General features: G+C 69.9%; 25 protein-coding genes. 16 read left to right on the forward strand and 9 right to left on the reverse strand.

What is annotated here, in order from left to right:
* Positions 1-18 precede the first annotated feature (18 nt).
* Positions 19-663 carry a hypothetical protein gene (locus HCT63_RS03545; RefSeq protein ID WP_167001402.1) on the forward strand — a complete coding sequence of 215 codons (645 nt, stop codon included), beginning with the start codon at positions 19-21 and terminating at the stop codon, positions 661-663.
* Positions 664-670: 7 nt separating this feature from the next.
* Here HCT63_RS03545 and mshD read toward each other — a convergent pair whose 3' ends face one another.
* Genes mshD through HCT63_RS03560 form a run of 3 tightly spaced genes read right to left on the reverse strand, consistent with a single transcriptional unit; the run spans position 671 to position 3,802 of the window.
* Positions 671-1,492 carry a mycothiol synthase gene (gene mshD, locus HCT63_RS03550; RefSeq protein ID WP_167001403.1) on the reverse strand — a complete coding sequence of 274 codons (822 nt, stop codon included), beginning with the start codon at positions 1,490-1,492 and terminating at the stop codon, positions 671-673.
* Positions 1,489-2,991: a carboxyl transferase domain-containing protein gene (locus tag HCT63_RS03555; RefSeq protein ID WP_167001404.1), complete on the reverse strand. Its 1,503-nt coding sequence runs from the start codon at positions 2,989-2,991 to the stop codon at positions 1,489-1,491. The genes mshD and HCT63_RS03555 overlap by 4 nt, the downstream gene beginning before the upstream one ends.
* 52 nt (positions 2,992-3,043) lie before the next feature.
* Positions 3,044-3,802, reverse strand: a complete 759-nt coding sequence (locus tag HCT63_RS03560; RefSeq protein WP_167001405.1) for a response regulator transcription factor — start codon at positions 3,800-3,802, stop codon at positions 3,044-3,046.
* A 77-nt stretch (positions 3,803-3,879) separates the two neighbouring features.
* Here HCT63_RS03560 and HCT63_RS03565 point away from each other — a divergent pair, with 77 nt between their 5' ends.
* The gene (locus tag HCT63_RS03565) at positions 3,880-4,266 is read left to right on the forward strand and encodes a MoaD/ThiS family protein (protein WP_208322251.1); all 387 of its coding nucleotides are present in this window, start codon (positions 3,880-3,882) and stop codon (positions 4,264-4,266) included.
* Positions 4,263-5,087 (forward strand): hypothetical protein, encoded by an 825-nt coding sequence (locus HCT63_RS03570; protein ID WP_167001406.1) that lies wholly within the window; start codon positions 4,263-4,265, stop codon positions 5,085-5,087. Before HCT63_RS03565 ends, HCT63_RS03570 begins: the two co-directional genes overlap by 4 nt.
* A gap of 17 nt (positions 5,088-5,104) precedes the next feature.
* Here the strand turns inward: HCT63_RS03570 and HCT63_RS03575 are convergent, their stop codons facing one another.
* A complete protein-coding gene (locus HCT63_RS03575; protein ID WP_167001407.1) occupies positions 5,105-5,788 on the reverse strand; it encodes a DNA alkylation repair protein in 684 nt (227 codons plus the stop codon).
* A gap of 22 nt (positions 5,789-5,810) precedes the next feature.
* On the opposite strand from HCT63_RS03575, the gene HCT63_RS03580 reads away from it, so the two are divergent.
* From HCT63_RS03580 to HCT63_RS03595, 4 genes are all read left to right on the forward strand, one after another.
* On the forward strand, positions 5,811-6,281 hold the full coding sequence (locus tag HCT63_RS03580) for a thioredoxin family protein (protein ID WP_167001408.1): 471 nt from the start codon (positions 5,811-5,813) through the stop codon (positions 6,279-6,281).
* Positions 6,282-6,501: 220 nt separating this feature from the next.
* Positions 6,502-6,981, forward strand: a complete 480-nt coding sequence (locus HCT63_RS03585) for a DUF4395 domain-containing protein (RefSeq protein WP_167001409.1) — start codon at positions 6,502-6,504, stop codon at positions 6,979-6,981.
* A gap of 69 nt (positions 6,982-7,050) precedes the next feature.
* Positions 7,051-7,899 carry a sulfurtransferase gene (locus HCT63_RS03590; protein WP_167001410.1) on the forward strand — a complete coding sequence of 283 codons (849 nt, stop codon included), beginning with the start codon at positions 7,051-7,053 and terminating at the stop codon, positions 7,897-7,899.
* Positions 7,900-7,901: 2 nt separating this feature from the next.
* Positions 7,902-8,207: a DUF1416 domain-containing protein gene (locus HCT63_RS03595; RefSeq protein ID WP_167001411.1), complete on the forward strand. Its 306-nt coding sequence runs from the start codon at positions 7,902-7,904 to the stop codon at positions 8,205-8,207.
* 75 nt (positions 8,208-8,282) lie between these two features.
* On the opposite strand, the gene HCT63_RS03600 is transcribed toward HCT63_RS03595, so the two are convergent.
* Both HCT63_RS03600 and dtd read right to left on the reverse strand, forming a co-directional pair.
* Positions 8,283-9,398: an LCP family protein gene (locus HCT63_RS03600; RefSeq protein WP_167001412.1), complete on the reverse strand. Its 1,116-nt coding sequence runs from the start codon at positions 9,396-9,398 to the stop codon at positions 8,283-8,285.
* Positions 9,399-9,493: 95 nt separating this feature from the next.
* The gene (gene dtd, locus HCT63_RS03605; RefSeq protein WP_167001413.1) at positions 9,494-9,955 is read right to left on the reverse strand and encodes a D-aminoacyl-tRNA deacylase; all 462 of its coding nucleotides are present in this window, start codon (positions 9,953-9,955) and stop codon (positions 9,494-9,496) included.
* Between the two features lie 62 nt (positions 9,956-10,017).
* Here dtd and HCT63_RS03610 point away from each other — a divergent pair, with 62 nt between their 5' ends.
* The 3 genes from HCT63_RS03610 to HCT63_RS03620 are packed head-to-tail and all read left to right on the forward strand — an operon-like array spanning position 10,018 to position 12,840.
* On the forward strand, positions 10,018-10,527 hold the full coding sequence (locus HCT63_RS03610) for an FABP family protein (protein WP_167001414.1): 510 nt from the start codon (positions 10,018-10,020) through the stop codon (positions 10,525-10,527).
* Entirely contained in the window at positions 10,520-11,503 is a 984-nt protein-coding gene (locus tag HCT63_RS03615; protein WP_167001415.1) for a folate-binding protein YgfZ, read from the forward strand. Before HCT63_RS03610 ends, HCT63_RS03615 begins: the two co-directional genes overlap by 8 nt.
* A gap of 23 nt (positions 11,504-11,526) precedes the next feature.
* Positions 11,527-12,840 (forward strand): UDP-glucose/GDP-mannose dehydrogenase family protein, encoded by a 1,314-nt coding sequence (locus tag HCT63_RS03620; RefSeq protein ID WP_167001416.1) that lies wholly within the window; start codon positions 11,527-11,529, stop codon positions 12,838-12,840.
* 2 nt (positions 12,841-12,842) lie between these two features.
* On the opposite strand, the gene HCT63_RS03625 is transcribed toward HCT63_RS03620, so the two are convergent.
* On the reverse strand, positions 12,843-14,255 hold the full coding sequence (locus HCT63_RS03625) for a polysaccharide biosynthesis tyrosine autokinase (protein WP_243842867.1): 1,413 nt from the start codon (positions 14,253-14,255) through the stop codon (positions 12,843-12,845).
* Between the two features lie 152 nt (positions 14,256-14,407).
* On the opposite strand from HCT63_RS03625, the gene HCT63_RS03630 reads away from it, so the two are divergent.
* Complete coding sequence (locus HCT63_RS03630; protein WP_167001417.1) at positions 14,408-15,526, forward strand: glycosyltransferase; 1,119 nt, start codon at positions 14,408-14,410, stop codon at positions 15,524-15,526.
* A gap of 15 nt (positions 15,527-15,541) precedes the next feature.
* Here the strand turns inward: HCT63_RS03630 and HCT63_RS03635 are convergent, their stop codons facing one another.
* Positions 15,542-16,597 (reverse strand): glycosyltransferase, encoded by a 1,056-nt coding sequence (locus tag HCT63_RS03635; RefSeq protein ID WP_167001418.1) that lies wholly within the window; start codon positions 16,595-16,597, stop codon positions 15,542-15,544.
* A 72-nt stretch (positions 16,598-16,669) separates the two neighbouring features.
* Between HCT63_RS03635 and HCT63_RS03640 the strand changes: the two genes are divergently transcribed.
* Complete coding sequence (locus HCT63_RS03640; RefSeq protein ID WP_167001419.1) at positions 16,670-17,935, forward strand: oligosaccharide flippase family protein; 1,266 nt, start codon at positions 16,670-16,672, stop codon at positions 17,933-17,935.
* Here the strand turns inward: HCT63_RS03640 and HCT63_RS03645 are convergent.
* On the reverse strand, positions 17,916-18,503 hold the full coding sequence (locus tag HCT63_RS03645) for a class I SAM-dependent methyltransferase (RefSeq protein ID WP_167001420.1): 588 nt from the start codon (positions 18,501-18,503) through the stop codon (positions 17,916-17,918). The two genes, HCT63_RS03640 and HCT63_RS03645, sit on opposite strands and share 20 nt — an antisense overlap.
* A gap of 121 nt (positions 18,504-18,624) precedes the next feature.
* Here HCT63_RS03645 and HCT63_RS20350 point away from each other — a divergent pair, with 121 nt between their 5' ends.
* Genes HCT63_RS20350 through HCT63_RS03660 form a run of 4 tightly spaced genes read left to right on the forward strand, consistent with a single transcriptional unit; the run spans position 18,625 to position 23,621 of the window.
* The gene (locus tag HCT63_RS20350) at positions 18,625-19,956 is read left to right on the forward strand and encodes a hypothetical protein (RefSeq protein WP_167249114.1); all 1,332 of its coding nucleotides are present in this window, start codon (positions 18,625-18,627) and stop codon (positions 19,954-19,956) included.
* Positions 19,850-21,853, forward strand: a complete 2,004-nt coding sequence (locus tag HCT63_RS03650) for a nucleoside-diphosphate sugar epimerase/dehydratase (RefSeq protein ID WP_243842916.1) — start codon at positions 19,850-19,852, stop codon at positions 21,851-21,853. The genes HCT63_RS20350 and HCT63_RS03650 overlap by 107 nt, the downstream gene beginning before the upstream one ends.
* Positions 21,850-23,022 carry a DegT/DnrJ/EryC1/StrS family aminotransferase gene (locus HCT63_RS03655; RefSeq protein WP_243842868.1) on the forward strand — a complete coding sequence of 391 codons (1,173 nt, stop codon included), beginning with the start codon at positions 21,850-21,852 and terminating at the stop codon, positions 23,020-23,022. The genes HCT63_RS03650 and HCT63_RS03655 overlap by 4 nt, the downstream gene beginning before the upstream one ends.
* On the forward strand, positions 23,019-23,621 hold the full coding sequence (locus HCT63_RS03660; protein WP_167001422.1) for a sugar transferase: 603 nt from the start codon (positions 23,019-23,021) through the stop codon (positions 23,619-23,621). The genes HCT63_RS03655 and HCT63_RS03660 overlap by 4 nt, the downstream gene beginning before the upstream one ends.
* Position 23,622: the final 1 nt, after the last annotated feature.

Consider the following 23,622-nt stretch of genomic DNA (forward strand, 5'->3'; position numbering starts at 1 on the left):
CGCTGACACGCTGGAGGCATGACCGCCACCACGACCGCACCGTTGACCGTCCGCCCCGCGGGCATCGTCGACGTCACGAGCGCAGCCCGTCTGCTCGAGTCGTCAGCACCTGAGATCGACGTCGACGGCGACGGGTTTCCGGACGGTCCTGCCGACCCTGAGGTCGCCGCGTCGGTGGCCCGGATGGCGCTGAGCCACGTCGTCCTGCAGCACGGTCAGCTCTGGGTCGCCGAGCGCAACGGGGTCCTGGAGGCCGCGTCGGTGTGGATGCCGGCGGTCGAGACCGGTGCGGGGGACGGGCTGCGCGACGTCCTGCTCCGCGAGCTGCACGGTCCCTCGCTCGCCGCGGCGCTCGACCCCGGTGCCGAGGTCCGCGCCGCGCTGGCAGGGGCGTCGCTCGAGGTGGCGGCCCTCCTCGAGCGGATCGATCCCGAGCAGATCCTCAGCGGCCTGGGGGTGGCGCAGCACGTCTCGCGTCTTGCGGCGCCTGCCGTCCTGCGGGCGACCATCATGCCCGCGCTGGAAGCACTCGATGGCGGTGTCGCCGCCGCGGCCTCGCTCGAGCCGGAGCGCGTCGCTGTGCTCGAGTCCGCAGGCTTCGTCGGCGTCGGGACGGTCGACGTCGGTGCCAGGCACCAGCTCTGGGTCGGGCGCGCGGCCTGACCGGTCGTCAGGCGCGTTCGTAGAGGACGTCGCGCGCGCTCTCGGTGAACCCGAGCCCTTCGTATGTGGCGAGGGCGGGCACGTTGTCACCCTCCACATAGAGGTCGACGCGTTCCACGCCCAGGCTCACGAGGTGGTGCAGCCCGCGCAGCGTCAGCGCCTTGCCGAGGCCGAGCCCCTGCGCGGACGGGTCCACGCCGACGACGTAGACCTCGCCGACTCCGTCCTCGACCTTCGTCCAGTGGAATCCGACGACCGCGCCGTCGCGCTCGGCCACGAAGAGCCCGGCCGGGTCGAACCACGGCTGCGCCATGCGCGCCCGCAGGTCGGCGAGGTCCATCGCCCCTTGCTCGGGGTGGCCAGCGAACGCGCGGGCGTTCACCGCGACGAGCGGCTCGGCGTCGTCGTCGCGCCACGTGCGGAGCGTGACCGCGTCGAGCGTGCGCTCGTCCGGCAGCGGCAGCGCAGCGTCCCGCGACAGGACGAGGAGAGTGCGGACGGCCTCGAGGCCCGTCGTAAGGGCGAGGTGCTGAGCCCCGGGAAGGTCGCCGTGGGCCCAGAAGCGTAACTCGCCCGCGTCGAGGACGGTGTCGAGGAGCCCGCGTCCGAGTCCGTGACGGCGGTGGCCGGGGGCGACGAAGAGCTCGACCGGCGCGTCACCCGCGGCGTACGCGGCCGCGACGAGCGCGCCGTCCTGCTCGACCGTACGGTCGACGCGCGGCGGCTCACCGGCGGCGATCGCGATCCGGCTCGCCTCGTTGAGCGGGGAGACGCCGTCGACGTCCGAGACTCGTTCGGCGAGGGCGATCCGTGGGTCGGGGATGCTCACCGCCCACCTCCCGGGATGTCATCCGAACGGTGGGCGGTAGGCCTCGCTACGTATGACGTCCCGGAGGAGGACTCCGTACGGAGCCGTCTGATCTGGGTCGCAGCCTCGGCGGCGACGGCACGCGCGAGTCCGGCCGGGTCGTCGTCGTCGTCTGCCTCCTCCGGGACGAGGACGTGCACGGTGCCGGCGACGAACAGGTCTGCCGCCGACACTCGCTGCGCCGCCGCCATCTCAGCGGCGTGGTCGGCGTCGCCGTGGACGATCGCCGAGGCGCCTTCGGGAGGCAGCGGCGAGAGCCACGCGTTCTGGGTGGCCACGACGACGTCGGCGGGGAAGAGCGCGAGCGCGCCGCCGCCGCACCCTTCGCCGAGCAGCACCGCGACCGTCGGGACGGTCATCGTGGACATGGAGGCGATGCAGCGCGCGATCTCCCCGGCGAGGGCGCCCTCCTCGGCCGCCTTGGACAGCTCGGCGCCGGGGGTGTCGATCACCGAGACGAGGGGGAGGCCGAGCTCGTTGGCCAGCCGCATGCCGCGGCGCGCCTCACGCAGCGCCGCGGGTCCCATGGGAGAGCGGGACTGCGCCTTGCGGTCTTGGCCGACCACGACGCACGGCTCGCCGTCGAGCCGGGTGAGGGCGACGATCATGGCGCTGTCGCGCTCACCCTCGTCCGTCCCCTGGAGCCGGATCGTGTCCTCGCCGCCGACCCGCAGCACGTCGCGTACGCCGGCGCGGTCGGTCCCGCGGGTGCGCTCGATCGCCTCCCAGGTCGACAGGCTCGGCCCGTCTGCGGGTTTCCTGCGCGCCAGTGTCGGCGGCTTCGGGGGATCGATGAGGATGCCGAGCGTCCTGTCGACGAGCGCAGGGAGGTCCTCCGCGGAGACGACGGCGTCGATGATGCCGTGCGCGACGAGGTTCTCGGCGGTCTGCACGCCTTCGGGGAACGGGTGGTGATGGAGCACTTCGTAGACCTTCGGGCCGAGGAACCCCACCAGCGCGCCGGGCTCGGCGACGGTGACGTGGCCGAGAGAGCCCCACGAGGCGAACACGCCGCCGGTGGTCGGGTGCCCGAGGTGTACGAGGTACGGCAGGCCGGCGGCCTTGTGCGACATGATCGCCCGCGAGATGTCGACCATGCGGACGAAGGCGGGCGTGCCCTCCTGCATGCGGGTGCCACCGGACGCCGTCGTCGCGAGGACGGGGATGCGCTCCGTGGTCGCGCGTCGTACGGCCGAGACGATCCGCCGCGCGGCGTCCTCGCCGATGGAGCCCGCGAGGAAGCGGAACTCGCTCGCGACCACCGCGACCGGCCGCCCCCGCACGGTGGCGCGTCCGGTGATCACGGACTCGTCGCGGCCCGAGCGCTCAGCGGCTCGGGCGAGCTCGCGCTGATAGCTCTGCGGCCAGCGCGACACGTCGATCGGTGCGTCCCAGGAGACGAACGAGTCGGCGTCGAGGACGTGCTCGATCAGGTCGGACGCCGTACGGCGGGCGCTCATGGACGGTCCTCTCGGGCGCGATGGATCGGTTGGTTCGATCCAAGCACAGCCCTCAGCGGCGCGAGAAGGCGTTCGGCGCCGGCGCCCGGTCGGCGTCGTCTGTCTCCTCCGAGGCACCGGCCTCACGCCGGTCACGCGCCTGCGCGACGAACCGGTAGCCGACGTTGCGGACGGTGCCGATGAGCGTCTCGTTGTCCGGGCCGAGCTTGGCCCGCAGTCGCCGTACGTGGACGTCGACCGTACGGGTGCCGCCGAAGTAGTCGTAGCCCCAGACCTCCTGCAGTAGCTGCTGGCGCGTGAACACGCGGCCGGGGTGCTGCGCGAGGAACTTGAGGAGCTCGAACTCTTTGAACGTCAGGTCGAGGGAGCGGCCATCGAGGCGTGCGGTGTAGGTGACGTCGTCGACGGTGAGGCCGCCGGACTTGATGACGTGGGCGTCGGGGTCGGTCCCGGCCTCGGCGGAGACGCGGCCGATGGCGAGACGCAGACGGGCCTCGACCTCTGCGGGGCCTGCGGTGGTGAGCAGGACGTCGTCCATGCCCCAGTCGGCGGCCACGACCGCAAGGCCACCCTCGGTGACGATCAGGACGAGCGGCGCGTCGACGCCGGTGGTGCGGAGGAGCCGGGTGAGTCCGCGCGCCTGAGCGAGGTCGGCACGCCCGTCGATGAGGACGGCGTCGCACGAGGGTGCGTCGAGGAGGGCGCTGGCGTCAGGAGGAAGGATCTTGACGTGATGGGGAAGGAGCGCGAGGGCAGGAAGTACTTCGATGGACGACTGCGTACTCGGCGTCAGCAGGAGCAAGGTGGACATCGCGGAACCCTTCTGCGGATACAAAGAAAGCCCAGGGCTGTGCCCAGGGCTTCATTGCTTGCTCCACAATAGGCTACGTGACCGATGCATCAACAACCGGTAACCGTGACGTCGAGCGCAGTGCGGGCGTCACGGTGCGCTATTGGGCGGCGGCCCGAGCGGCCGCAGGTCGTGAGGTCGATCACGTCGATCCAGGCACCGTCGCCGACGTCCTCGACGCCGTGCGCGCGTTGCACGACGGCAACGAGCGCTTCATGCGAGTGCTCGAGATCTGCTCGGTGCTGGTGGGTGAGGAGCCGCTCGGAGGCACCGACCCGGCGACCGTCATAGTGCCCGCCGGCGGCCAGCTGGAGCTGCTGCCGCCCTTCGCCGGAGGCGATAGTCGGCACAGCGCCGGAGGCTCCGGTGGCACCGCGCACACGAATCTGTCGGTCGGGGGACGCAGGCGACGAGCCCAGACGTGAGTCGCGTCCGCGAGGAGGCACGATCGCCCCTCGGGCTTACCGCGATCGCGCCCGGTCTCGTGACCACGGCGTTCGTCGGCCTCCTTGCGCTCGCGGCGCAGGCCGGTGCCGTGGTGATGGCAGCGGCCGTTCTGCTCATCCAGCTCCTCCTCGCGTCGGCGCCGTCGGCACCCGGTGTCTCCCGTACGCCGGTCCGCGCGCCGAAGGTCGTCCCCATCGCCGTCGCCGGTCTCGTCGCTGCGGTGGTGACCATGTGGCCGTCGACCGCCGCCGGTGCCCGCGGGACGACGGTGATGGCGGGCGCGATGGTCGAGAGCGGCACGCTCGCAGGCATCGGGCTGGCGCTCCCGGTCCTGATCCTGCTGGCGCTGATCGCGCAGGTGCGGCGCCCGGCGCCTCGTACGGACGTCGTGACGGCCCTCGGTGACGTGGTCACCACGGGCTTCGTCGCTCTGCTGGTGACGGGGTGGCTCGCCGCGGCGGAGTCCCCGGTCGGTCGCGCGGCCGTCGTGGTCGCCGCAGTCGTCACGGTCGTTGCGCTCGTCGCCGACCGGGCTCGCCGCGCACGGGCGGTGGTCCAGGTGTGGGCGCTGGCGGTGTGCGCGCTGGTCGGGATCGTGATGGCGTCCTGGGAGGGCGTCAACGCCGTGGCGGGCGGTGTCGCTGCCGTCGCCATCGCCGGATCGGTGATGGCCGGGCGCAAGCTCGGTCAGTGGTGGCGTCCGCTCCCGCCTGCGCGGTGGCCGATGGAGGTCGTGGCGCCGATCGCGCTCGCCGGCCCCGTGGTCTTCGTCGCCGCCCTCCTCTGGGCAGGCATCTGACGGGTCGGGCAGGGCACTCAGCGCGCGCGGTAGGCCTGCGCGACGAGGGGTCCGGCGACGTCGGGCGATCCACTCGGCGACGAGCTCGGGGGACGTCGCGCGGTGTCGCACAGGACCCACCCGATCGCCTTGCGAACGAAGAGCTCCCGCTCGTCGAGCATCGAGTCGGCGTACCGGCTGAAGCGCTCCCAGTCGCCTCCGCCCGCCCGCAGCGCCGGTAGCAGCGCGAGCAGCGCCGCCCGGCGTACCCAGAAGTCGGCGTCCCGCGCCCAGCGGTCAAGGACGTCGCCGCAGGCGACCGTGCTGCCCGGTCGCGCGGTCACGGCGCTCACCACCTCGGTCGCGAGCGGGTCGACGATCGCCCAGGTCTCCGCCTCGCGCAGCATGTGCTCGACAATCGCCAGGTCCTCGCAGGTGAGCGCGCCCGCACGCTGGGCGAGGACGAACACAGCCGCGAGCCGGTGCTCGTGAACCTCGGACGCCCACAGCCGGGTGGCGAGGTGGAGGACGTCCTCGGGGTCGGCCACCCCGCTGGTACGGAGGGTGGCGCGGACCGTGCCCCGGACGTCCGGCACCCGGACGCCGAGGTGAGGGCGCATGCTCTTCAGGTAGCGCGCGGCGCCCTCGGCGCGTTCGGCATCACCGTGCCCTGCGAGCGCGACGGTGAGGCGGTCGGCGACGGACGCGACGTCGTCCTTCATGAGGGGAACGTACTCTTGACGCGTGCCTCTCGGTGTCTCCGTCCTCCTCGTCGTGCTCGTGGCGACCGGTGCGTTCGCGCTGGTCCGCAAGCGCGTCGACGGTCGCGTGCGCACGACGTCGCCCACGTCGGTGAGCGCTGCTGCCCCGGTCGCCCCGGCCCGTGAGGTGCTGACTGCGGCCGAGATCGGCGCCGAGCTGGGGAGTGGGGCGACGCTCGTCCAGGTCTCGAGCGCCTTCTGCGCGCCGTGCCGCGCAGCGCGGGTGCTGCTGACGAAGGTGGCCGACGCGCGCGACGACGTGGCGTACGCCGACGTCGACGCCGAGTCGCACCTCGATCTCGTCCGTCGGCTCGACATCCGGCGCACCCCGACCGTGCTGGTGCTCGACAGCGCGGGCACTGTCGTCGCCCGTGCGAGCGGCGTGCCCAAGATGCCCGAGATCGAGGCAGTGCTGACCTCGGTCACCCGATCTCGCATCTCAGATGTCGGATAGCCGTCTCGCTATTCGAGACCCGAACGTGACCAGGCCCGGGTTGCCGCCTACTCTTGCCGACATGCCTCGTACGACACTTCTGACCAAGCGACGCGCAGTGGACCACTGCCGCGTGCGCTCGGCGCTGTGTCGAATGCGCTGAACGAACCCGCCCACGTCGCCTCACGGCGACAAAGCCCGCCGCCTCGATGCGGCACACGTTCTGCGCCTGGAGTCCCTGATGTCTGCAACCTCCCAGCCTGTCGTGCGTCCCAACGATGACCGTCCCGTCGGTCGCGTCGATCCGCGTGGCCAGCGCTTCGCCGCCACGATCACGGCGGTCGTCCTCGGTGTCGCGCTCGTCGCGATCGGTTCGCCGTTCGCGACGGTCCTGATCGGTCTGCAGTTCGCGGTCTTCGCCGTCGGTGTCCTCGGCGGCCCGGCACGCACCCCGTACGCGCAGCTGTTCGCTCGTGTCGTCCGCCCCCGGATCGGGGCGCCGGCCGAGACCGAGGATGCACGTCCGCCGCGGTTCGCCCAGGCGGTCGGCGGGGTCTTCGCGCTCGTCGGCCTCGTGGCGTCGCTCGCCGGCCTGACCGCGGTCGCTGCGGTCGCCGTCGGCTTCGCGCTCGCGGCGGCCCTGCTCAACGCCGTCACCGGCTTCTGCCTCGGCTGCGAGATGTACCTGCTGGTCCGTCGCGTCGCACCGCACCGGGCCTGACTCACCGACTCACACCACAAACCCATCACTGTCACATTTCAGCCTGACAACAACCGTGGAGGTAACACCATGAGCCGCGAATCTGCGCTCGTCACCGCCGACTGGGTCGAGGAGCACCTCGCCGACGACGGCATCGTGCTCATCGAGGTCGACGAGGACACCACCGCCTATGACAAGGGCCACATCGCCGGTGCGATCAAGCTCGACTGGAAGAACGACCTGCAGGATCCGGTCCGCCGCGACTTCGTCAACAAGGCGCAGTTCGAGGCGCTCCTGTCCGAGCGTGGCGTGAGCAACGACGACACCGTCGTGCTCTACGGCGGCAACAACAACTGGTTCGCCGCCTACGCCTACTGGTACTTCAAGCTGTACGGCCACCAGGACGTCAAGCTGCTCGACGGCGGCCGCAAGAAGTGGGAGCTCGACAGCCGTGAGCTCGTCGAGGAGATCCCGACCCGCGCGACGACGTCCTACACCGCGCAGGAGCAGGACACGTCGATCCGCGCGTTCCGCGACGAGGTCGTGGCCGCCATCGGCGTCCAGAACCTCATCGACGTCCGCAGCCCCGACGAGTTCGCCGGGCGCCTGCTGGCGCCGGCGCACCTCCCGCAGGAGCAGGCGCAGCGCGGCGGCCACATCCCCACGGCCGGCAACGTCCCGTGGAGCAAGGCGGCCAACGACGACGGCACCTTCAGGAGCAACGAAGAGCTCGAGGCGCTGTACGCCGAGGCCGGCCTCGACCGCAGCAAGGACACCATCGCGTACTGCCGCATCGGTGAGCGCTCCTCGCACACGTGGTTCGTGCTGCAGGAGCTCCTCGAGATCCCGAACGTCAAGAACTACGACGGCTCCTGGACTGAGTACGGTTCGCTCATCGGCGTGCCGGTCGCGCTCGGCGACGAGCCCGGCGAGGCCTGAGCATGTGCGGCGCGACGCGTGGCGGCCCGAGCCTGGACGGGGTCGACCTCGACAAGGAGTCCGTCATCCAGGGCATCGTGACGAAGGCGGGCGAGCCCGTGGGCAACGCCTACGTACGCCTCCTCGACGCGACCGGTGAGTTCACCGCCGAGGTGCCGACGTCGGCGACCGGACAGTTCCGGTTCTTCGCGGCTCCCGGGCAGTGGACGCTGCGCACGCTCGCGCCGCGGGTCCAGCCGGTCGACCGGCTGGTCCAGGCCCAGCGGGGAAGCGCGGTCGACGTCGAGGTGACGCTCGAGACCGTCTGACCTGCCGCTGGTCGAGCCTGTCGAGACCACGAAGCCCCCGCCCCGGATCTCCGGGGCGGGGGCTTCGGCGTACGGTCAGTTGACTTCGGTCTCGGAGCCGAGCTTCGCCGCGTCCGGGTTGAGGCGGAGGTATCTCTTGACCCTGTCGTTGCGGACCATCCTCCACAGCTCCTCGCCCTTCTCCAGGTCGAGGTTGACGACGTTCATGCCGCTGTCGAGGTTGCGCGTCGACGGGGTGCCCAGCGGGACCGTCATGAAGTCGACCTCGTCGACATTGATGCCCTTGAGGTTCCAGGCGAGGTCGGTGATCGTCGAGACGCTGAAGTTCTCATCGATGGTCAGGTGCTTCGCGACCGACGAGACCGTCTTCTGGAGCGAGATCGGGTTGCTGATGTTTTCCTTGCTCATCATCTTCTTGAGGACGAGCCGGATGAAGTTCTGCTGGCGCTTGATCCGGCCGAAGTCGCCGTCAGTGAGTCCGTAGCGGGTGCGGACGTACTGAAGGGCCTTCTTGCCCTTGAGTCTGTGCCAGCCCTTCTCCCAGCTGACCTTCTGGGAGGAGTCGTAGAACGTCTCGGGGATGTAGACGCGGACCCCGCCGACGGCCTCCGTCATGTCGCGGAAGCCGTCCCAGTCCATGATCACCATGTGGTCGAGCCGCAGGTTGGTGAAGTGCTCGACGGTCGAGATCGCGCCCGAGGGTCCGTAGTTGGCGAAGGCGGCGTTGATCTTGTCCTCGCCCCGCGGCTCGCCCTCCTCGTCGTAGATCGTCACGTAAGAGTCGCGGGGGATCGAGATGACGGAGACGCGGCTGCGGTCGGCGGAGACGTGGGCGACCATGATCGTGTCGCTGCGGTGGATCCGCCCGTCCTTCCAGCGGCCGTCGTCGCCGAGGTCGGCCTTGATGGAGGACTTGTTGTTGTTGCCGTCGGCCTCGGCGTCCGCGCCGAGCACGAGGATGTTGAGCGCCTCGCCGGGAGCGGGATCAGGGCGGTTCTCTTCTTTGATGGTCTTGTCGCCGGCAACCTTGTCGATGTCGCCGAGGCTGTTCATCATGCCGAGGGCGTACGCGCCGGAGGCGACCAGGAAGACGGAGAGCAGAGTCGCGATCGTGGCCGCCACCCAGTGGCGGCGCACCCAGCCGCGCGGCTTCTCAGCGCGTCGTTTGCCGGCGCCGTCGTAGTCGCTCATCCAACTCCCTGTTCAGTACATGCCACCCGGCATGACGGCAGCCCAGGACGTCTGGCCGGGGCTGCAATCCCCTTATTCTGCCTCAAGACCGGCGATCATCCCAGGCGAACAGTGTCTCTCCTTGTCAGTTCACTGCTGTCGAGGACCAACGTCACCGGTCCGTCGTTGACGAGGTCGACCGCCATGTCGGCCCCGAACCTTCCACGTTCGACAGTCGCTCCGAGTTCCCGAAGGACCCTGCAGAACTCCTCGTACAGGGGTTCGGAGACCGGCCCGGGAGCCGCGTCACCCCACGACGGGCGCCGTCCCTTGCGGACGTCGGCGTACAAGGTGAACTGGCTGATGACGAGCAGCGGTGCATCGACATCTGCGGCGGAGCGTTCGTCGCGGAGGATCCGCAGGTTCCAGATCTTGGTGGCCAGAGCAGCGGCGTCGTCGGCGCTGTCGGTGTGCGTGATGCCGACCAGGACCACCAGTCCCGGGCCGTCGAAGGCGCCGACGACCTCGCCGTCGACACGTACCGAGGCGGAGCTGACTCGTTGGACGACGGCACGCACCGCAACATTCTGGCGCGTACGGCACGGGCGTCAACCCTCGGACCCGCCCGTAGACTGAGCGCATGCCCTTCGAGATCCCCGAGGACCTTCACCCCGACATCCTCGGACTCGCGTGGTTGCTGGGCCAGTGGCACGGCAACGGACGCGGCGACTACCCGACGATCGAGCCGTTCTCCTTCGAGCAGGACATCGCCTTCGCGCACGACGGGCGTCCGTTCCTCCACTACTTCAGCCAGACATGGCTCACCGACGAGTCCGGTGAGCGTATTCGCCCTGGCGCCCTCGAGACGGGCTTCCTGCGCCCCGGCGGACCGATCGACAAGGCCAAGGGGCCGGTCGAGCTCCTGCTGACGCACCCGACCGGGTTCGTGGAGATCTACTTCGGCGAGCTCGACGGCCCGCGCCTCACGTTGCAGACCGACGCGGTCGTACGGACGCCGACCGCCAAGGAGTACACGGCCGGCCAGCGCATGTACGGGCTGGTGGACGGCGACCTCATGTACGCCTACGACATGGCTGCACAGGGGCAACCCATGCAGTCGCACCTTTGGGGGCAGCTCAAGCGTGTCTGATCTCGATGCACCGACCTACCGCAGCCCGCTCCTCGACCTACCCGGCGCCGTCGAGGGGGAGGGCATCGACCGTGGTGTGGCCGCGCACTACGGCGCGATCAGCACCGAGCAGCGTGCGCTCGAGGCAGACAAGGCCTTCGTCGACCTCTCCCACCGCGACGTCGTGACCATCACCGGACCCGACCGGTTGGGCTGGCTGCACTCGCTGACCACTCAGGCGTTCGAGGGGTTGGCCCCGGGGGCGCCGACGCAGGCCCTGGTGCTGTCGCCGCAGGGTCGGGTGGAGCACGCGTTCCACGGCGTCGACGACGGTGAGACGTTCGTGGCGCACACCGAGCCCGGCCAGGGCGCCACGCTCGCCTCGTACCTCGACTCGATGCGCTTCATGATGCGCGTCGAGGTGACGCTCGCGACCGACGCGTACGCGGTGCTCGGGCTGTCCGGGCTCGGCTTTGCCGTGGTGCCTCGTACGGAGCTCGCGGCCGCCCCAGACACCTACGGCGCGGCCGTCGGCACCTGGGCCTGGGAGGCGCTGCGGATCGCCGCCGGCGTGCCGAGGCTCGGGCTCGACACCGACGACAAGTCGATCCCCAACGAGTACGGCTGGCAGTACGACGCCTCGACCGGGACCCCGGAGCTCATGCAGGCCGTCCACCTCGCGAAGGGCTGCTACCGCGGCCAGGAGACGGTCGCGCGCATCCACAACCTCGGACGCCCGCCGCGCCGCGCCGTGCTGCTGCACCTCGACGGTTCGGCCGAGCACCTGCCGCTCCACGGGTCCGACGTCGTGCTCGACGGGCGCCGTGTCGGGTTCGTCGGCTCGACCGCCCGCCACCACGAGCTCGGTCCGATCGCCCTCGCCGTCGTCAAGCGCAACGTGCCCGTCGAGGCGACCGTGGTCGCTGACGGCGTCGCCGCCACGCAGGAGGCGTTGGTCGATCCTGAGGTCGGCCTGCACGTGCGTCCGGCGCTCTGAGCCTGGTTGCTATCGTCGCCCGCATGCGTATCTCGGTCATCGGCTGCTCATACCTGGGTGCCGTCACCTCGTCGTGCCTCTCCCGCATGGGACACGACGTCACGGGAGTCGACATCGACACCCGCATTGTCGACGAGCTCTCGGCCGGGCGCGCACCGTTCTTCGAGCCTGGCCTCCAGGAGCTGTTGAGCGAGCAGGGTGACACCGGGCGGCTGCGCTACACCACGGACGCGGCAGCGGTCGCCGGCAGCGCCGTCCACTTCGTCTGCGTCGGGACGCCGCAGCGCGCCGGTGAGAACGCCGCCGATCTCAGCCAGGTCGAGAGCGCCATCGAGGCCCTGCTCCCGCACCTCGCCCCGGGTGATGTGGTGGTCGGCAAGTCGACGGTGCCGGTCGGTACGGCGGCGCGGCTGGCAGCACGGATCGCCGAGGTCCAGCCGGAGGCGACGCTGGTGTGGAACCCCGAGTTCCTGCGTGAGGGCTACGCGGTCCAGGACACGCTGCACCCCGACCGGATCGTGTACGGCGTGCCCGAGGGCCCGGCCGGCGAGCGCGCCAGGGCGATCCTCGACGAGGTGTACGCTGCACCGCTGGCCGAGGACGTGCCGCTGGTCGTCACCGACTACCCGACCGCCGAGCTGGTCAAGGTCGCCGCCAACTCCTTCCTCGCCACCAAGATCTCGTTCATCAACGCCATGGCCGAGCTGTGCGAGGTCGCCGGCGCCGACGTCACTGCGCTGGCCGACGCGATCGGTCACGACGACCGCATCGGACGCAAGTTCCTCAACGCCGGGATCGGCTTCGGCGGCGGTTGCCTGCCCAAGGACATCCGCGCCTTCATGGCACGCGCCGGCGAGCTGGGTGCCGACCAGGCGCTGACGTTCCTGCGCGAGGTCGACACCATCAACCTGCGACGCCGTGACCGCGTGGTCGAGATCGCGCGCCAGGTCCTCGACGGCACCGTCACCGGCCGCCGGATCGCGGTGCTGGGTGCGGCGTTCAAACCGAACAGCGACGACGTGCGCGACTCGCCCGCCCTGGACGTGGCCGAACGGCTGCACGTCCACGGTGCGGAGGTGCGCGTCACCGACCCGCATGCGGTCGAGAACGCCCGCCGGCTGCACCCCGACCTCACCTACGTCGCCACCGTCGACGAGGCCGTCGAGGGTGCCGACCTCGTGCTGCTGCTCACCGAGTGGCGCGAGTACGTCACACTCGATCCGGCGGACCTTGCGAAGCAGGTCCGCAACCCGGTCGTCGTCGACGGACGAAACGTGCTTGACCCTGAGACGTGGCGCGACGCCGGCTGGACCTACCGCGGACTCGGTCGCCCCTAACCTCAGGCGCGATGCCGCACGGCCTCGTCGTCGTGGGGGTGCGCCTCGGTCGGCGGGTCGGTGTGGCCGTAGCCGTAGCCGTAGCCGGACCAGCTTCCCTCCTGGGACCGCACCGGCGTCATGGTGAGCACCGTCCCGAGCAACCGCGCACCCACGCCCTGCAACCGGTCGACCGCGCGTCGCACCTGGTCCCGGGTCGTCTTCTTCGACCGCACCACGAGGATGGCGCCGTCGGCCTGCGAGGCCAGCAGAGCGGCGTCGGTGATCGGCAGCAGCGGAGGGGCGTCGATCAGGACCACGTCGTACGACTCCCGCAGCGTGCGCAAGGTCTCCGCCATCGCCTGACTCTGGAGAAGCTCGGCAGGGTTGGGCGGGATCGGCCCGCTCGTGAGGACATCGAGGAACTTGTTGCTCGTCGGCTGGAGCGCGTCGCCGAGGCTGCTCCGACCGATCATCACCGACGTGAGGCCGATGCTCGAGCGGAGCCCGAGGTAGTCGGTGAGCCGCGGTCGCCGGAGGTCACCCTCGACGAGGACGACGCGGTGCTGGGCGATCGCGAGGGTCAGCGCGAGGTTCGTCGCCGTCGTCGACTTGCCCTCGTCGGGGATCGAGCTCGTCACCACGATGACCTTGTTGGACGCGTCGACGTCGACGAACTGGAGGTTGGTCCGCAGGACGCGGAAGGCCTCCGTCCGCGGAGCGAGCAGACCGATCTGGGTGACGAGCGGGCTCTTCGACGCTGCGGAGTCGTACGGGATGGAGCCGAGGACGGGAGCGTCGGTCACCTCCCCGAGGTCGTCGCTCGTGCGCACCGACGTGTCGAGGTTCTCGCGGAGCAGCGCTGCCCCGACCCCGACGAGCAGGCCGAGGAGGAGCGCGAGCCCCACGGTCCGCTCGATGTTCGGCGTGCTGGGGGTCTCGGGAAGCGTGGCCTCGTCCACGACCGTCGCGGTGATCGGCGCGCGTCCGTTGCGTCCCGCACGCTCCAGCTCTCGTACATAGGTGCTGAATTCTGCCGCGGTCGCCTCTGCGATCCGCTGCGCCTGCTCAGGTTCCGGGTCAGTAGCGCTCACCTCGAGGATCACCGTCTCGGGGACTACCGAGGCGCTGATCTGCTCTGCGAGCTCGCTCGGCGTGGCGTCGAGGTCGAGGCGGTCGGCCACCCGCTCGGCGACAGCCTGCCCGGTGATCAACGTCGCGTACGAGGCAACGCGTTGCTGGGAGAACAGTCCACCTTGATAGGCGTCGGTGCTGTCGGCCTGCGGAGTCGAGACGAACAGTCTCGTCGTTGAGGTGTACTCCGGCGTCGCCCTGACTAGGAACACCCCGGCGATCGCGAGCGCGACGACGACGCACGCCGTGATGACCCGCCATCGCCTGCGCAGCACCTGCAGTAGCTCGTGGACCCCCAACATGCCCCCCTTGGCTCGTCAGTGCCTCCTCACACTAGGACAGGTCGCCAATGACGGCGAGCGATGCGTGCGACCTGCCGAGGTGGGCGGTGACGACTAGTCTCCCGTCACGTCGGCCGCACCGGGGTTGCCGAACGGATGAGGGGTGGGTCGAGATGTCGCAGGGCAGCACAGCCGTCCGAGGACGAGTCCTTCACGTCGCCCCCGGTGATGCGATCGCCCGGCTGCAGCCCCAGTTCGGGTTCCAGCAGGAACACGGGTACGACGTGCGTGTGGCTTGCGGGCGGTCATCCGACGTCAACTGGGCACGGCTCGCACCCTTCGAACCGATCGATATTCCGTTCCCTCGCCGGCCCTTGCCGCACCGCGTGGCCGCCACGCTCGTGGAGCTCGTACGCGCCGCGCGCGAGTGGAGGCCGACCTACCTCCACCTCCACTCGCCCGCTGTCGCGCTGACCGTACGGTGGGTGCCCCGTTCGTGCTGGCCGGTCGGGATGCAGATGGTCTATACCGTTCACGGGTACGGCCATGTCTGGCCGCCACGGGGCCGCGCCCGCGCCATCCAACAGGCAGAGCGGGTGCTGGCACGGCGCACGGACCTCATGCTCTTCCAGAGCACCGAGGACCTCGACGAGTCGCGTGGGCGCCGCTACAACAGCCGGCTGCGCTACCTCGGCAACGGCGTCGAGGACGCATGGTTCGACATGGTGCCCGCCCCCCGATCGACAGGGCCGCTCGAAATCGTCTACGTCGGCCGGATGGTTGAGGAGAAGGGCGTGCTCGACCTGGTGGAAGCGGTCCGAGGACTGGAGGGGGTTCGGCTGCACCTTGTCGGTGCTGCCGAACCTACTGACCCGCGCCCTGTCGACCCCGCGGCCATCGCCGCGACGGCCGCGCCGGGTACGGTCGTCGTCCATGGTCGTGTGGATCAGCCCACGCTGCGCCAGGTGGTCGCCGACGCCGACGTGCTGTGTCTCCCGAGCTACCGCGAAGGGGTTCCGCAGAGTGTCATCGAGGCCCTCGCGGCCGGGCGGCCGACTGTCGTCACGGACGTGCGGGGATGCCGTGAGCTGGTCGACGACGGCGTCAACGGCTACGTGGTGCGAGCGCGCGACCCGGCAGGCCTACGGGTTGCCCTGCAGCGGATGCGTGACCTGCCTGCTGCCGAGTACGCGCGGATGTCGACGGCAGCCCGAAGCTCCGTCGCACAAGGACGACGTCTCGAGAACGTCCACGCACGCCTGCTCGAGGCGTACCGCGAGCTCGAGCCATGAGCCGGGGGCCCGGCGTCATCCGAGCACGAGCTTGCGCCAGGTCGGCTCCCAGCTGGCGAAGCTGTAGTTCTCCTGGACGTGTGCGAGTGCGGCACGTCCCGCAGAAGCGCGGAGGTACTCCGGCGCCGTGAGGACCTCGGTGAGCGCGTCGTCCCACTCCGTGTCGGTTGCTGGAGCCCAGCCTCCGCAGCCTGTGACGACGTCCCGGTTGACACCCACCGGGCTCGCGACGACCGGTAGCGCGGTCGCGCCGTACTGCAACAGCTTGTAGGCGCACTTTCCGCGGGTGAAAGGGGTGTCGGGCAGCGGCATGATGCCGACGTCCGCGTCGGCGAGCAGCGAGAGCGCATCAGCGCTCCACGTGACCCTGTCGGCGACGGGAGCGAGGGCACCGAGCGGGCCCTCTCCCGCACTGATCACGGTGATTCTTCCGCCGACACGGTCGAGACACGCGCGGAGGGAGCGGGCGACTGCGACGAGGAAGGCTTCTGTCGCAGGAGAGCCGAGCCACACCACACGAGGCGTCTCGCGTCCCTCGTACGAGGACTTCGGCCGGTAGGAGCTCGGCTCGATACAGCTCGGGACGACCGTCACCGGCGTGCCAGCCGGGGCGGCGGCTCGCGCCTCTTCCGCGAGCGTCGCGTTCCCCGCGATGACCTGGTCGGCGCTCGCGAGACTGCGCTGCCAGACGCGACGGCGCGACCATGCCCTCCTGAGGGCAGAGTCGGGATAGTGGGCGAGCGAGTCGTCGAAGTCGTACACGCCCCGGCGTGCCGTGCTCAGCAGCCGCGACTCCAGCCCTCCGTTGCTGAACGGGGAGGCCGCCCTGCTCAGGAGGACGGTGGAGTTGTCGACCCGGCAGGCGTCGCGCCGCAAGCGGACCTCCGCGCGCACCGCTGCGGGGAGCCGGCGACCCAGCGTGCGCGGTGCCGCGTCCCTGGTGCCGGCGTACTCCCACGAGACCGCCGGGATCTGCAGGTGATCGACCCAGTCGTGGAGTCGGACTCGGGCGCTCGCGGCGCCCCGGCCGTACGCTGCCACGGTGATCAACCCTGGCGACTCGATGCTCACGGGAACCATGGTGGGGGAGTTCAGCGCATCTGCCACCCGGAGGCGAGACCGGCGACGAGCAGGCAATGATCGATGAGCCGTCCCGGCAGCGAGCTCCTGAGGGCGTCTGCCCGACTGACCCTTCCCACCGTGCTTGCGGTGGGCCTGGGGGCGGTGACGGCGATCGTCACAGCACGGTCACTCGGCCCGACCGGGCGCGGGCAGCTCGTCCTCGCGCTGACCGTCGTGACGATCAGCTCGGTCGTCCTGACCCTCGGGCTGGACACGGCGGCACGATTCGCGCTGGTACGTGCTGAGACCGGCGTGACCGCAGGGGCGTACCTGGGTGCCTCGCTCATCCTCGTGGTGGTCGAGACCGTCGTGGTGGCCGCCGTCCTGGTCGCCACAGGGAAGTGGGGTGACGTCCAGTTCTCGCGCGACCTCGTCTTGCTCTCCTCGGCGTTCGCCGCGGTGTTCCACAGCGCGGCGATGCTCCGAGGACTTCTGAGTGCGTACGGTCACCTTCTCGTGACAGCGTGCGCATCTGCCGGCGGCGTGGTGCTGACGTTTGTGCTCGTGTGCGGTTTTGCCCTCCGTGACAGCGGAGCGGTGGATGTCTATCTGATCGCGTTCGGACTGGGTGCGTTGCTCGAGCTCGTGGTCCTCGGCGCGTACGGTGCGGCGCGCGGGCTCCTGCGGGCACCCGCCTTCGCGCTGTCCTCGTGGCGGACTCTGGTGCGCCTCGGGATTCCTGCCCTCGGCATCGTGGGTGCCCGGACGGTGGTGTTCCGTCTGGACAGGTATGTGGTCGGGGTCGTGATGGGTGCCGGAGCAGCAGGTGTCTACTCCATCGCTTCGACCGTGAGCGAGGCGCTCCGTTTCGCGCCCCGGATCTTGAGCGAGGTCGTCCTGCACCGGGTCGCGACGCGCCGAGGATCGACGGTGGCCGTCGAGCACGCGCGCTTGGTGCTCCTGGTCGTCACCGCCCCCATCCTGATCGTGATCGCCGTGTTCGCGCCGCAGATCATCACGCTCCTGGTCGGGCCGGAGTTCCTCGACGCGGTGCTGCCTTTGCGGATCCTTCTGATCGGGGAGCTGGCGGTCGTCTCCTTCTGGGTCGACCTCAACCACCTGGCAGGGATGGGGCGCTTCGGTCGCGCGAGCGTGATGTGCCTCGCGGTGGCGGCAGCAGTCGTCGCCCTCGACCTCTGGCTCATTCCCACCCTCGGGCTGGCAGGGGCAGCGATCGCGAGCGTGGCTGGCTACCTCGGGTTTGCCGTGGCCGCCCGCGCGGGCAAACGCTCAGCATCTCGCGAGGATGAGCCAGACGATCGGCGCGTCAGCGGGGGACCCGCCTGACCGTGTAGGCGATCTCGTAGCAGGGGAGGATCCAGCAGACGTGCTCCTCGTACAGCTCCTGGGTCCACGTCGACAGGTTGACCCATGCGGAGAGCACCTTCTTCACGGCATGGCGTGCGTAGAACGGCGGCGATGACTTGAAGACGTACCGGGTGGAGGTCAGCACCAGCGGGAGCGGAGCCTCGTAGTGGGGGACCCCGCGGCGCAGCGCGGTGCGCTCGACCCAGTATCCGAACGTGTAGAGGCCGAAGAATTGCCGGTGCGTCGGGTCTGAGTAGAACGCAGGGTTGGAGAAGTGAGGCACTACCGTCACGCACGTGCCGCCGTCGACGAGCACGCGCGAGATCTCGCTGAGGACCTCGCGCGCATCGTCGACATGCTCCAGAAAATGCTCGCTGTAGACCGACTCGACGCTCGCGTCCGGGATCGTGCGGAGCACCTCCAGCGCGTCCCCGACGACATCGACTGCCGGGAGCGGTCGCGTGTCGATCCCCACCGCGCGGGGGTCACGCTTGGCTGCGCCGCAACCGAGCTCGAGACGGAGGGGACGGGTGGCGAGACTCGGCATGCGCAGCACTGTATGAGGGCCCTCGCCCTGCTGCACGGTGACGAACCTGACCGCTGATGCACCTGGGCACTCCGCGAGAAGCGCTCGTGCGGCAGAGGCCACCCGGATTTAGCATGCGACGGTGACCATCGCGGGCAGGGCAGCGGCGGCGGCCCCTGACATGGAGGTGCGCGAGCTCGGGGACGGCGCTTCGCGCCGCCCACTCCGCGCAAACGTGCTGCCGGTGGCAGGCGCCCTCGCTTTCGCCTACGTGCTGGCGCGACCGGTGACGGCGGGCAACGTCCTCTATCCGTTGCTGGCGGTGGGGGCGATCGCTTGTGGTGTGACGATCGTCGCGAAGCGGCGCCCGATGTCGCGTCGCCTGCTCGGCGCTCTCCTCATCGTCCTCGTCCTCGGCGCGATCGGCTCGCTGATAGGGGTCGCGAACCCAGGCTTCATCAGCGGTTTCAGTGTCTGGGTGATCGCCCCCGTGCTCTTCGCCAGCTACACGTTCGTGGTGACCGAGCGAGGACTGAGGATGCTCCTCGTGACAGCCGCCGTTGCCACGTCCGTCACGTCTGCCCTGCTCATCCTGTACGTGCAGGGTGAGCGGGGCACGCTTCCGGACCTCATCCCCGATGCCCTCGTGACCGAGGGCGGGCTGATCTACGATCCGTACGCCAACGCACTCCGCTATCACGGTCTCTCGACCCTCGTGGGCGCGCTGCCGATGTGGATGGCGAGCCTCCTCGTCCCTCGACACGCGCTCCTGCCGCCTGTGTGGCTTCGTCTCGTCGCGACGCTCTTGTGCACGCTCGCCGCACTGCACAGTGGGCGGCGTGGCATCGTCGTGGCAGCCGCAGCTGCGGTCGTCATGGCCGGCGCAGCGGTGATGGTGTGGCGGCGACGTGAGGGGCGTGAGACGACCGGTGGGCGCGGCTCGTCAGTGCTGATCGCCGGCTCGGCGGTCCTCGCGGTGGTGGCTGTGGTGGGCAGTCGGTCGGCGCTCACGCAGAGCTCTTGGGATGCCGTCGTCGACTTTCTGTTTGGGGACGGCGCGGTCAGCGGCAACGGCGTGCGACGCGAGCAGGCCGCTCGGCTCCTGCAAGCCTGGGGGGAGAGCCCGTGGTGGGGCCAGGGCTTCGGAGCCCGGCTTCCGGACTACCTGCGTAGCGTGGAGAGGCCCTGGAACTTCGAGCTCCAGTACCACATGCTCATCTTCCAGGTGGGCCTGCTCGGTCTCGTGCTGCTGTTGGCGGCGGCCGGCCTCGTGGTCGGGGCGGTCGTCCAAGGCCTGCGGCGGCGCCCCGATCTCTTCCCGGTCGTCGTCGTGACGGGGAGTGCGATGGTGGGATTCCTGGTCGCCAATGCCACGAACCCCTACCTCCAGGCTCCAGGGCATTTGTGGGCGATTGCGCTCTTCCTTGCGTGTGTCAACGTCGCGTCAACGGCGCCCACGCGCCACGAACCGTGAGCCGACGAGGTGCCGGAGGGCGATTTGCCCGTTATCGTCCCTGGTGCAAGCCTCGGGGGGAAGGATTTCGGTGGGTGCCACACGCCAGTGGCTGCGCCAGCACCGTTCGTCAGTGCTCGTCGGCTACGACAGTCTCGCCTGGTTCGCCGCAACCTTGGGTGCGGCTGTTGCCAGGTTCGACGGTGACCTCTCGAAGGTGAACCTGCCGGGCGTCATCGGCCTTTCTGCTCTGCTCTGCGCCGCCTATCTTGCTTTCGGGAGCGTGTTCCGTCTCCACAGCGGCCGTGCGGTGACCGGCAGTCTTGAGGAGGTCGTCCTCGTCACAGGAGTGGGTGTGAGCGCCGGTCTCGTCGGCTTCTCGCTCAACGTCGTCATCGACCCGCAGTGGGTGCCCCGCGCAGTGCCGATCGGGGCAACCGTCCTTGCCGTCGCTCTTATCGCCTGGGGCCGGGTCGTATGGCGGCGCTGGAAGGAAAGGGATCTGCGGTTCGTGGGTCCGGAAGCGACGCACGTCCTCGTCGTGGGCGCGGGGGAGGGTGCCCGTCAGCTCGTCCGCGCGATCCACCGCGATCCCCATGCGCGATGGCGCCCTGTGGGACTCATCGATGACGACCCGCTCAATCGACACCTGAGAATCGAAGGCGTGCCCGTCGTCGGCGGGAGGAGCATGATCGCCGAGGCGGTTCAGGAACACGGGGTCGAGACGATCATCGTCGCCATCCCCTCGGCGAGGCGAGAGCTGGTCCGTGCGGTCGCCGACACGGCAGAGTCCCTCAATGTCGACGTCAAGGTGCTGCCGCAGGTGTCGGAGATCCTGGAGGCCAATGTCGGGATCGAGGACGTGCGCGACCTCGACATCTCAGATCTGCTCGGCAGAGCGCAGGTGCAGACGGACCTGAAGAGCATCTCCGACTGCCTGACAGGCCGCCGAGTCCTCGTTACCGGGGCGGGCGGATCGATCGGGAGCGAGCTTTGTCGCCAGCTCCGTCGGCTTGGGCCTCAGACCCTGGTGATGCTCGACCATGACGAGTCCGCACTCCATACGACGCAGATGGATGTCTACGGCCGCGCCACCATGGCGACCGACGACGTGGTGCTGGCCGACATCCGCGACGCTGAAGCGCTCCGCTCGGTCTTCGAGACGCACCGACCGGAGGTGGTCTTCCATGCTGCGGCGCTCAAACACCTCCCTGTCCTCGAGCGGTTCCCTGGCGAGGCGGTGAAGACCAATGTTTGGGGGACGCAGAATGTGCTGGAGGCGGCGCGGGCGGCGCACGTCGACCGGTTCATCAACATCTCGACGGACAAGGCGGCCAACCCGATCAGCGTCCTGGGCTACTCCAAACGGGTCGCCGAGGGACTCACAGCCGCGTGCGACCACAACTCCGCGGGCACCTACGTCAGCGTGCGTTTCGGCAACGTGCTCGGTAGCCGCGGATCAGTCGCCACGGCCTTCATGCGCCAAATCGCCGAAGGCCGGCCGTTGACGGTCACCCACCCGGATGCGACGCGCTACTTCATGACGATCGCGGAGGCGGTCGGCCTCGTGATCCAGGCGGCGGCGATCGGACGCGGAGCTGAGGTTCTCGTTCTCGATATGGGGGAGCCGGTGAACATCCACTCGTTTGCGCGCAGGCTCATCGCGCTGTCGCACGCGACGGTCGGTGTCGAGTTCATCGGCCTGAGACCTGGCGAGAAGGTGCACGAGGAGCTGCTCGGCGACGGAGAGGTCGATGTGCGGCCGGAGCACCCAGCCGTTTCGCACGTTCCCGTCCCGCCGTTGCCCTTCACGGCCGTGGCCGGACTCGATCCCGGTGCATCGCCGCCGGCGGTGATCCGCGGCATGCAGCGCCTCACGCAGCGTCTCCCGGTCGAGCTCGCCGAGGAGGCGGGGTGACACGCCGTGCCATGACGACACCAGCCGTCGTCCCCTTCACACGTCCCGACATCACCGACGCGGAGATCGACGCCGTGGTCCGTGCGCTGCGCGGAGGGTGGGTGACGACCGGGCCTGCCGCCGCCGAGCTCGAGGACACCTTCGCGGGCTTCGTCGGCGGCGGGGTCGAAGCCGTGGCCGTGAGCTCAGCGACGGCGGGGCTGCACCTGGCGTTGGAGGCGTGTGGCATCGGTGTCGGCGACGAGGTTCTCGTGCCGACCTGGACGTTCACGGCGACTGCGGAGGTGGTGCGTTATCTCGGGGCGACTCCCGTCCTCGTCGATGTCGACCCCGTGACTCTCAACATCGCGCCGTCTGCCGTCGCCGCTGCGCTGGGTCCGAGGACACGCGCTGTCATTGTCGTCCACTTCGGGGGCCTTGCGGCTGACACCGCGGGTATCGCAGCCGTCACGCGGCCACGGGGAGTTCGCATCGTCGAGGACGCCGCTCACGCGCTGCCGAGCACTCGTGCCGGCGAGATCGTCGGCGCGGCGGCGCACTCCGACGCAGCGATCTTCAGCTTCTATGCCACGAAGACCGTGACGACGGGCGAGGGCGGAATGCTCACCACACGCGATCCCACCATCGCTGCACGCGCTCGGGTGATGCGCCTCCACGGGATCGACCGGGACGCGTTCGACCGCTATCGCCGGGCGTCCGCCTGGGAGTACGACGTCGTCGCGCCGGGCTTCAAGAACAACCTCCCGGACCCTGCGGCGGCGATGGGATGCGTCCAGCTCGCCCGTGCGCACGCGATGAGGGATCGCCGGGAGGAGATCGCAGCGACGTACCTCGAGGCATGGCGCGACCTGCCGATCGAGCTGCCGGCTCGACCAGCGGGGGCCGACCTCCATGCCTGGCACCTCTTCACTCTTCGGCTGCGCCCCGATTCGGAGACTGACCGTGACGCTCTCATCCAAGCCCTCGCGCAACGCGGGATCGGGTCCAGCGTCCATTTCATCCCCCTGCACCAGCTCACGTACTGGCGCACCTCGCTGAGGCCTGAGCCGGATGCCTTTCCCGTCGCCGACACGGTCTTCCCGCGGATCGTCAGCGTCCCGATCTTCAGCGCCATGACGTACGACGAGGTCGACCGAGTCGCGGACGCCGTACGCGAGGTCGTCAGGTGAGGCGCCTCGCTGAAGCCTTCGTGGCTTTGATCGCGCTGGTTCTCCTGGCGCCGGTGCTCGTCGCGATAGGGATCGTGGTCCGGCTCGACACGCCCGGCCCGGCCCTCTTCCGCCAGCTGAGGGTCGGTCACGGGGGACGCGAGTTCGAGATCTGGAAGTTCCGCACGATGACGCAGCCTGAGTCTTCCGACGAAGACCACGGGCAAGAGGTCACCGTTGCCGGGGACGTCAGGGTCACACGCGTGGGGCGCTTGCTGCGAAGAAGGAAGCTCGACGAACTTCCTCAGCTGGTGAACGTGGTCCGGGGTGAGATGGCGCTCGTGGGGCCTCGGCCCGAAGTCCCGCGATATGTCGCGCTGTGGCCGGCCCGCTTGCGCGAGGTGATCTTGTCGATCCCGCCCGGCCTCACCGACCCCACGTCGATCGCGCTTCGGGACGAGGAGGGGCTGCTCGGACGCCAGCCCGAGCCGGAGCGGTACTACCGCGAGGTGCTCCTGCCGAGGAAGGCCGCGATGTACGCCGCGTACGTGAGGACGCGATGCCTGCGAGGTGACGCCAAGATCCTCGCCCGTACCGTCAAGGCGGCGCTGTGGGTTTGAG

Origin of the sequence: Mumia sp. ZJ430 (genome assembly GCF_011751845.1) — a bacterium.
In the GTDB taxonomy this organism is placed as follows: domain Bacteria; phylum Actinomycetota; class Actinomycetes; order Propionibacteriales; family Nocardioidaceae; genus Mumia.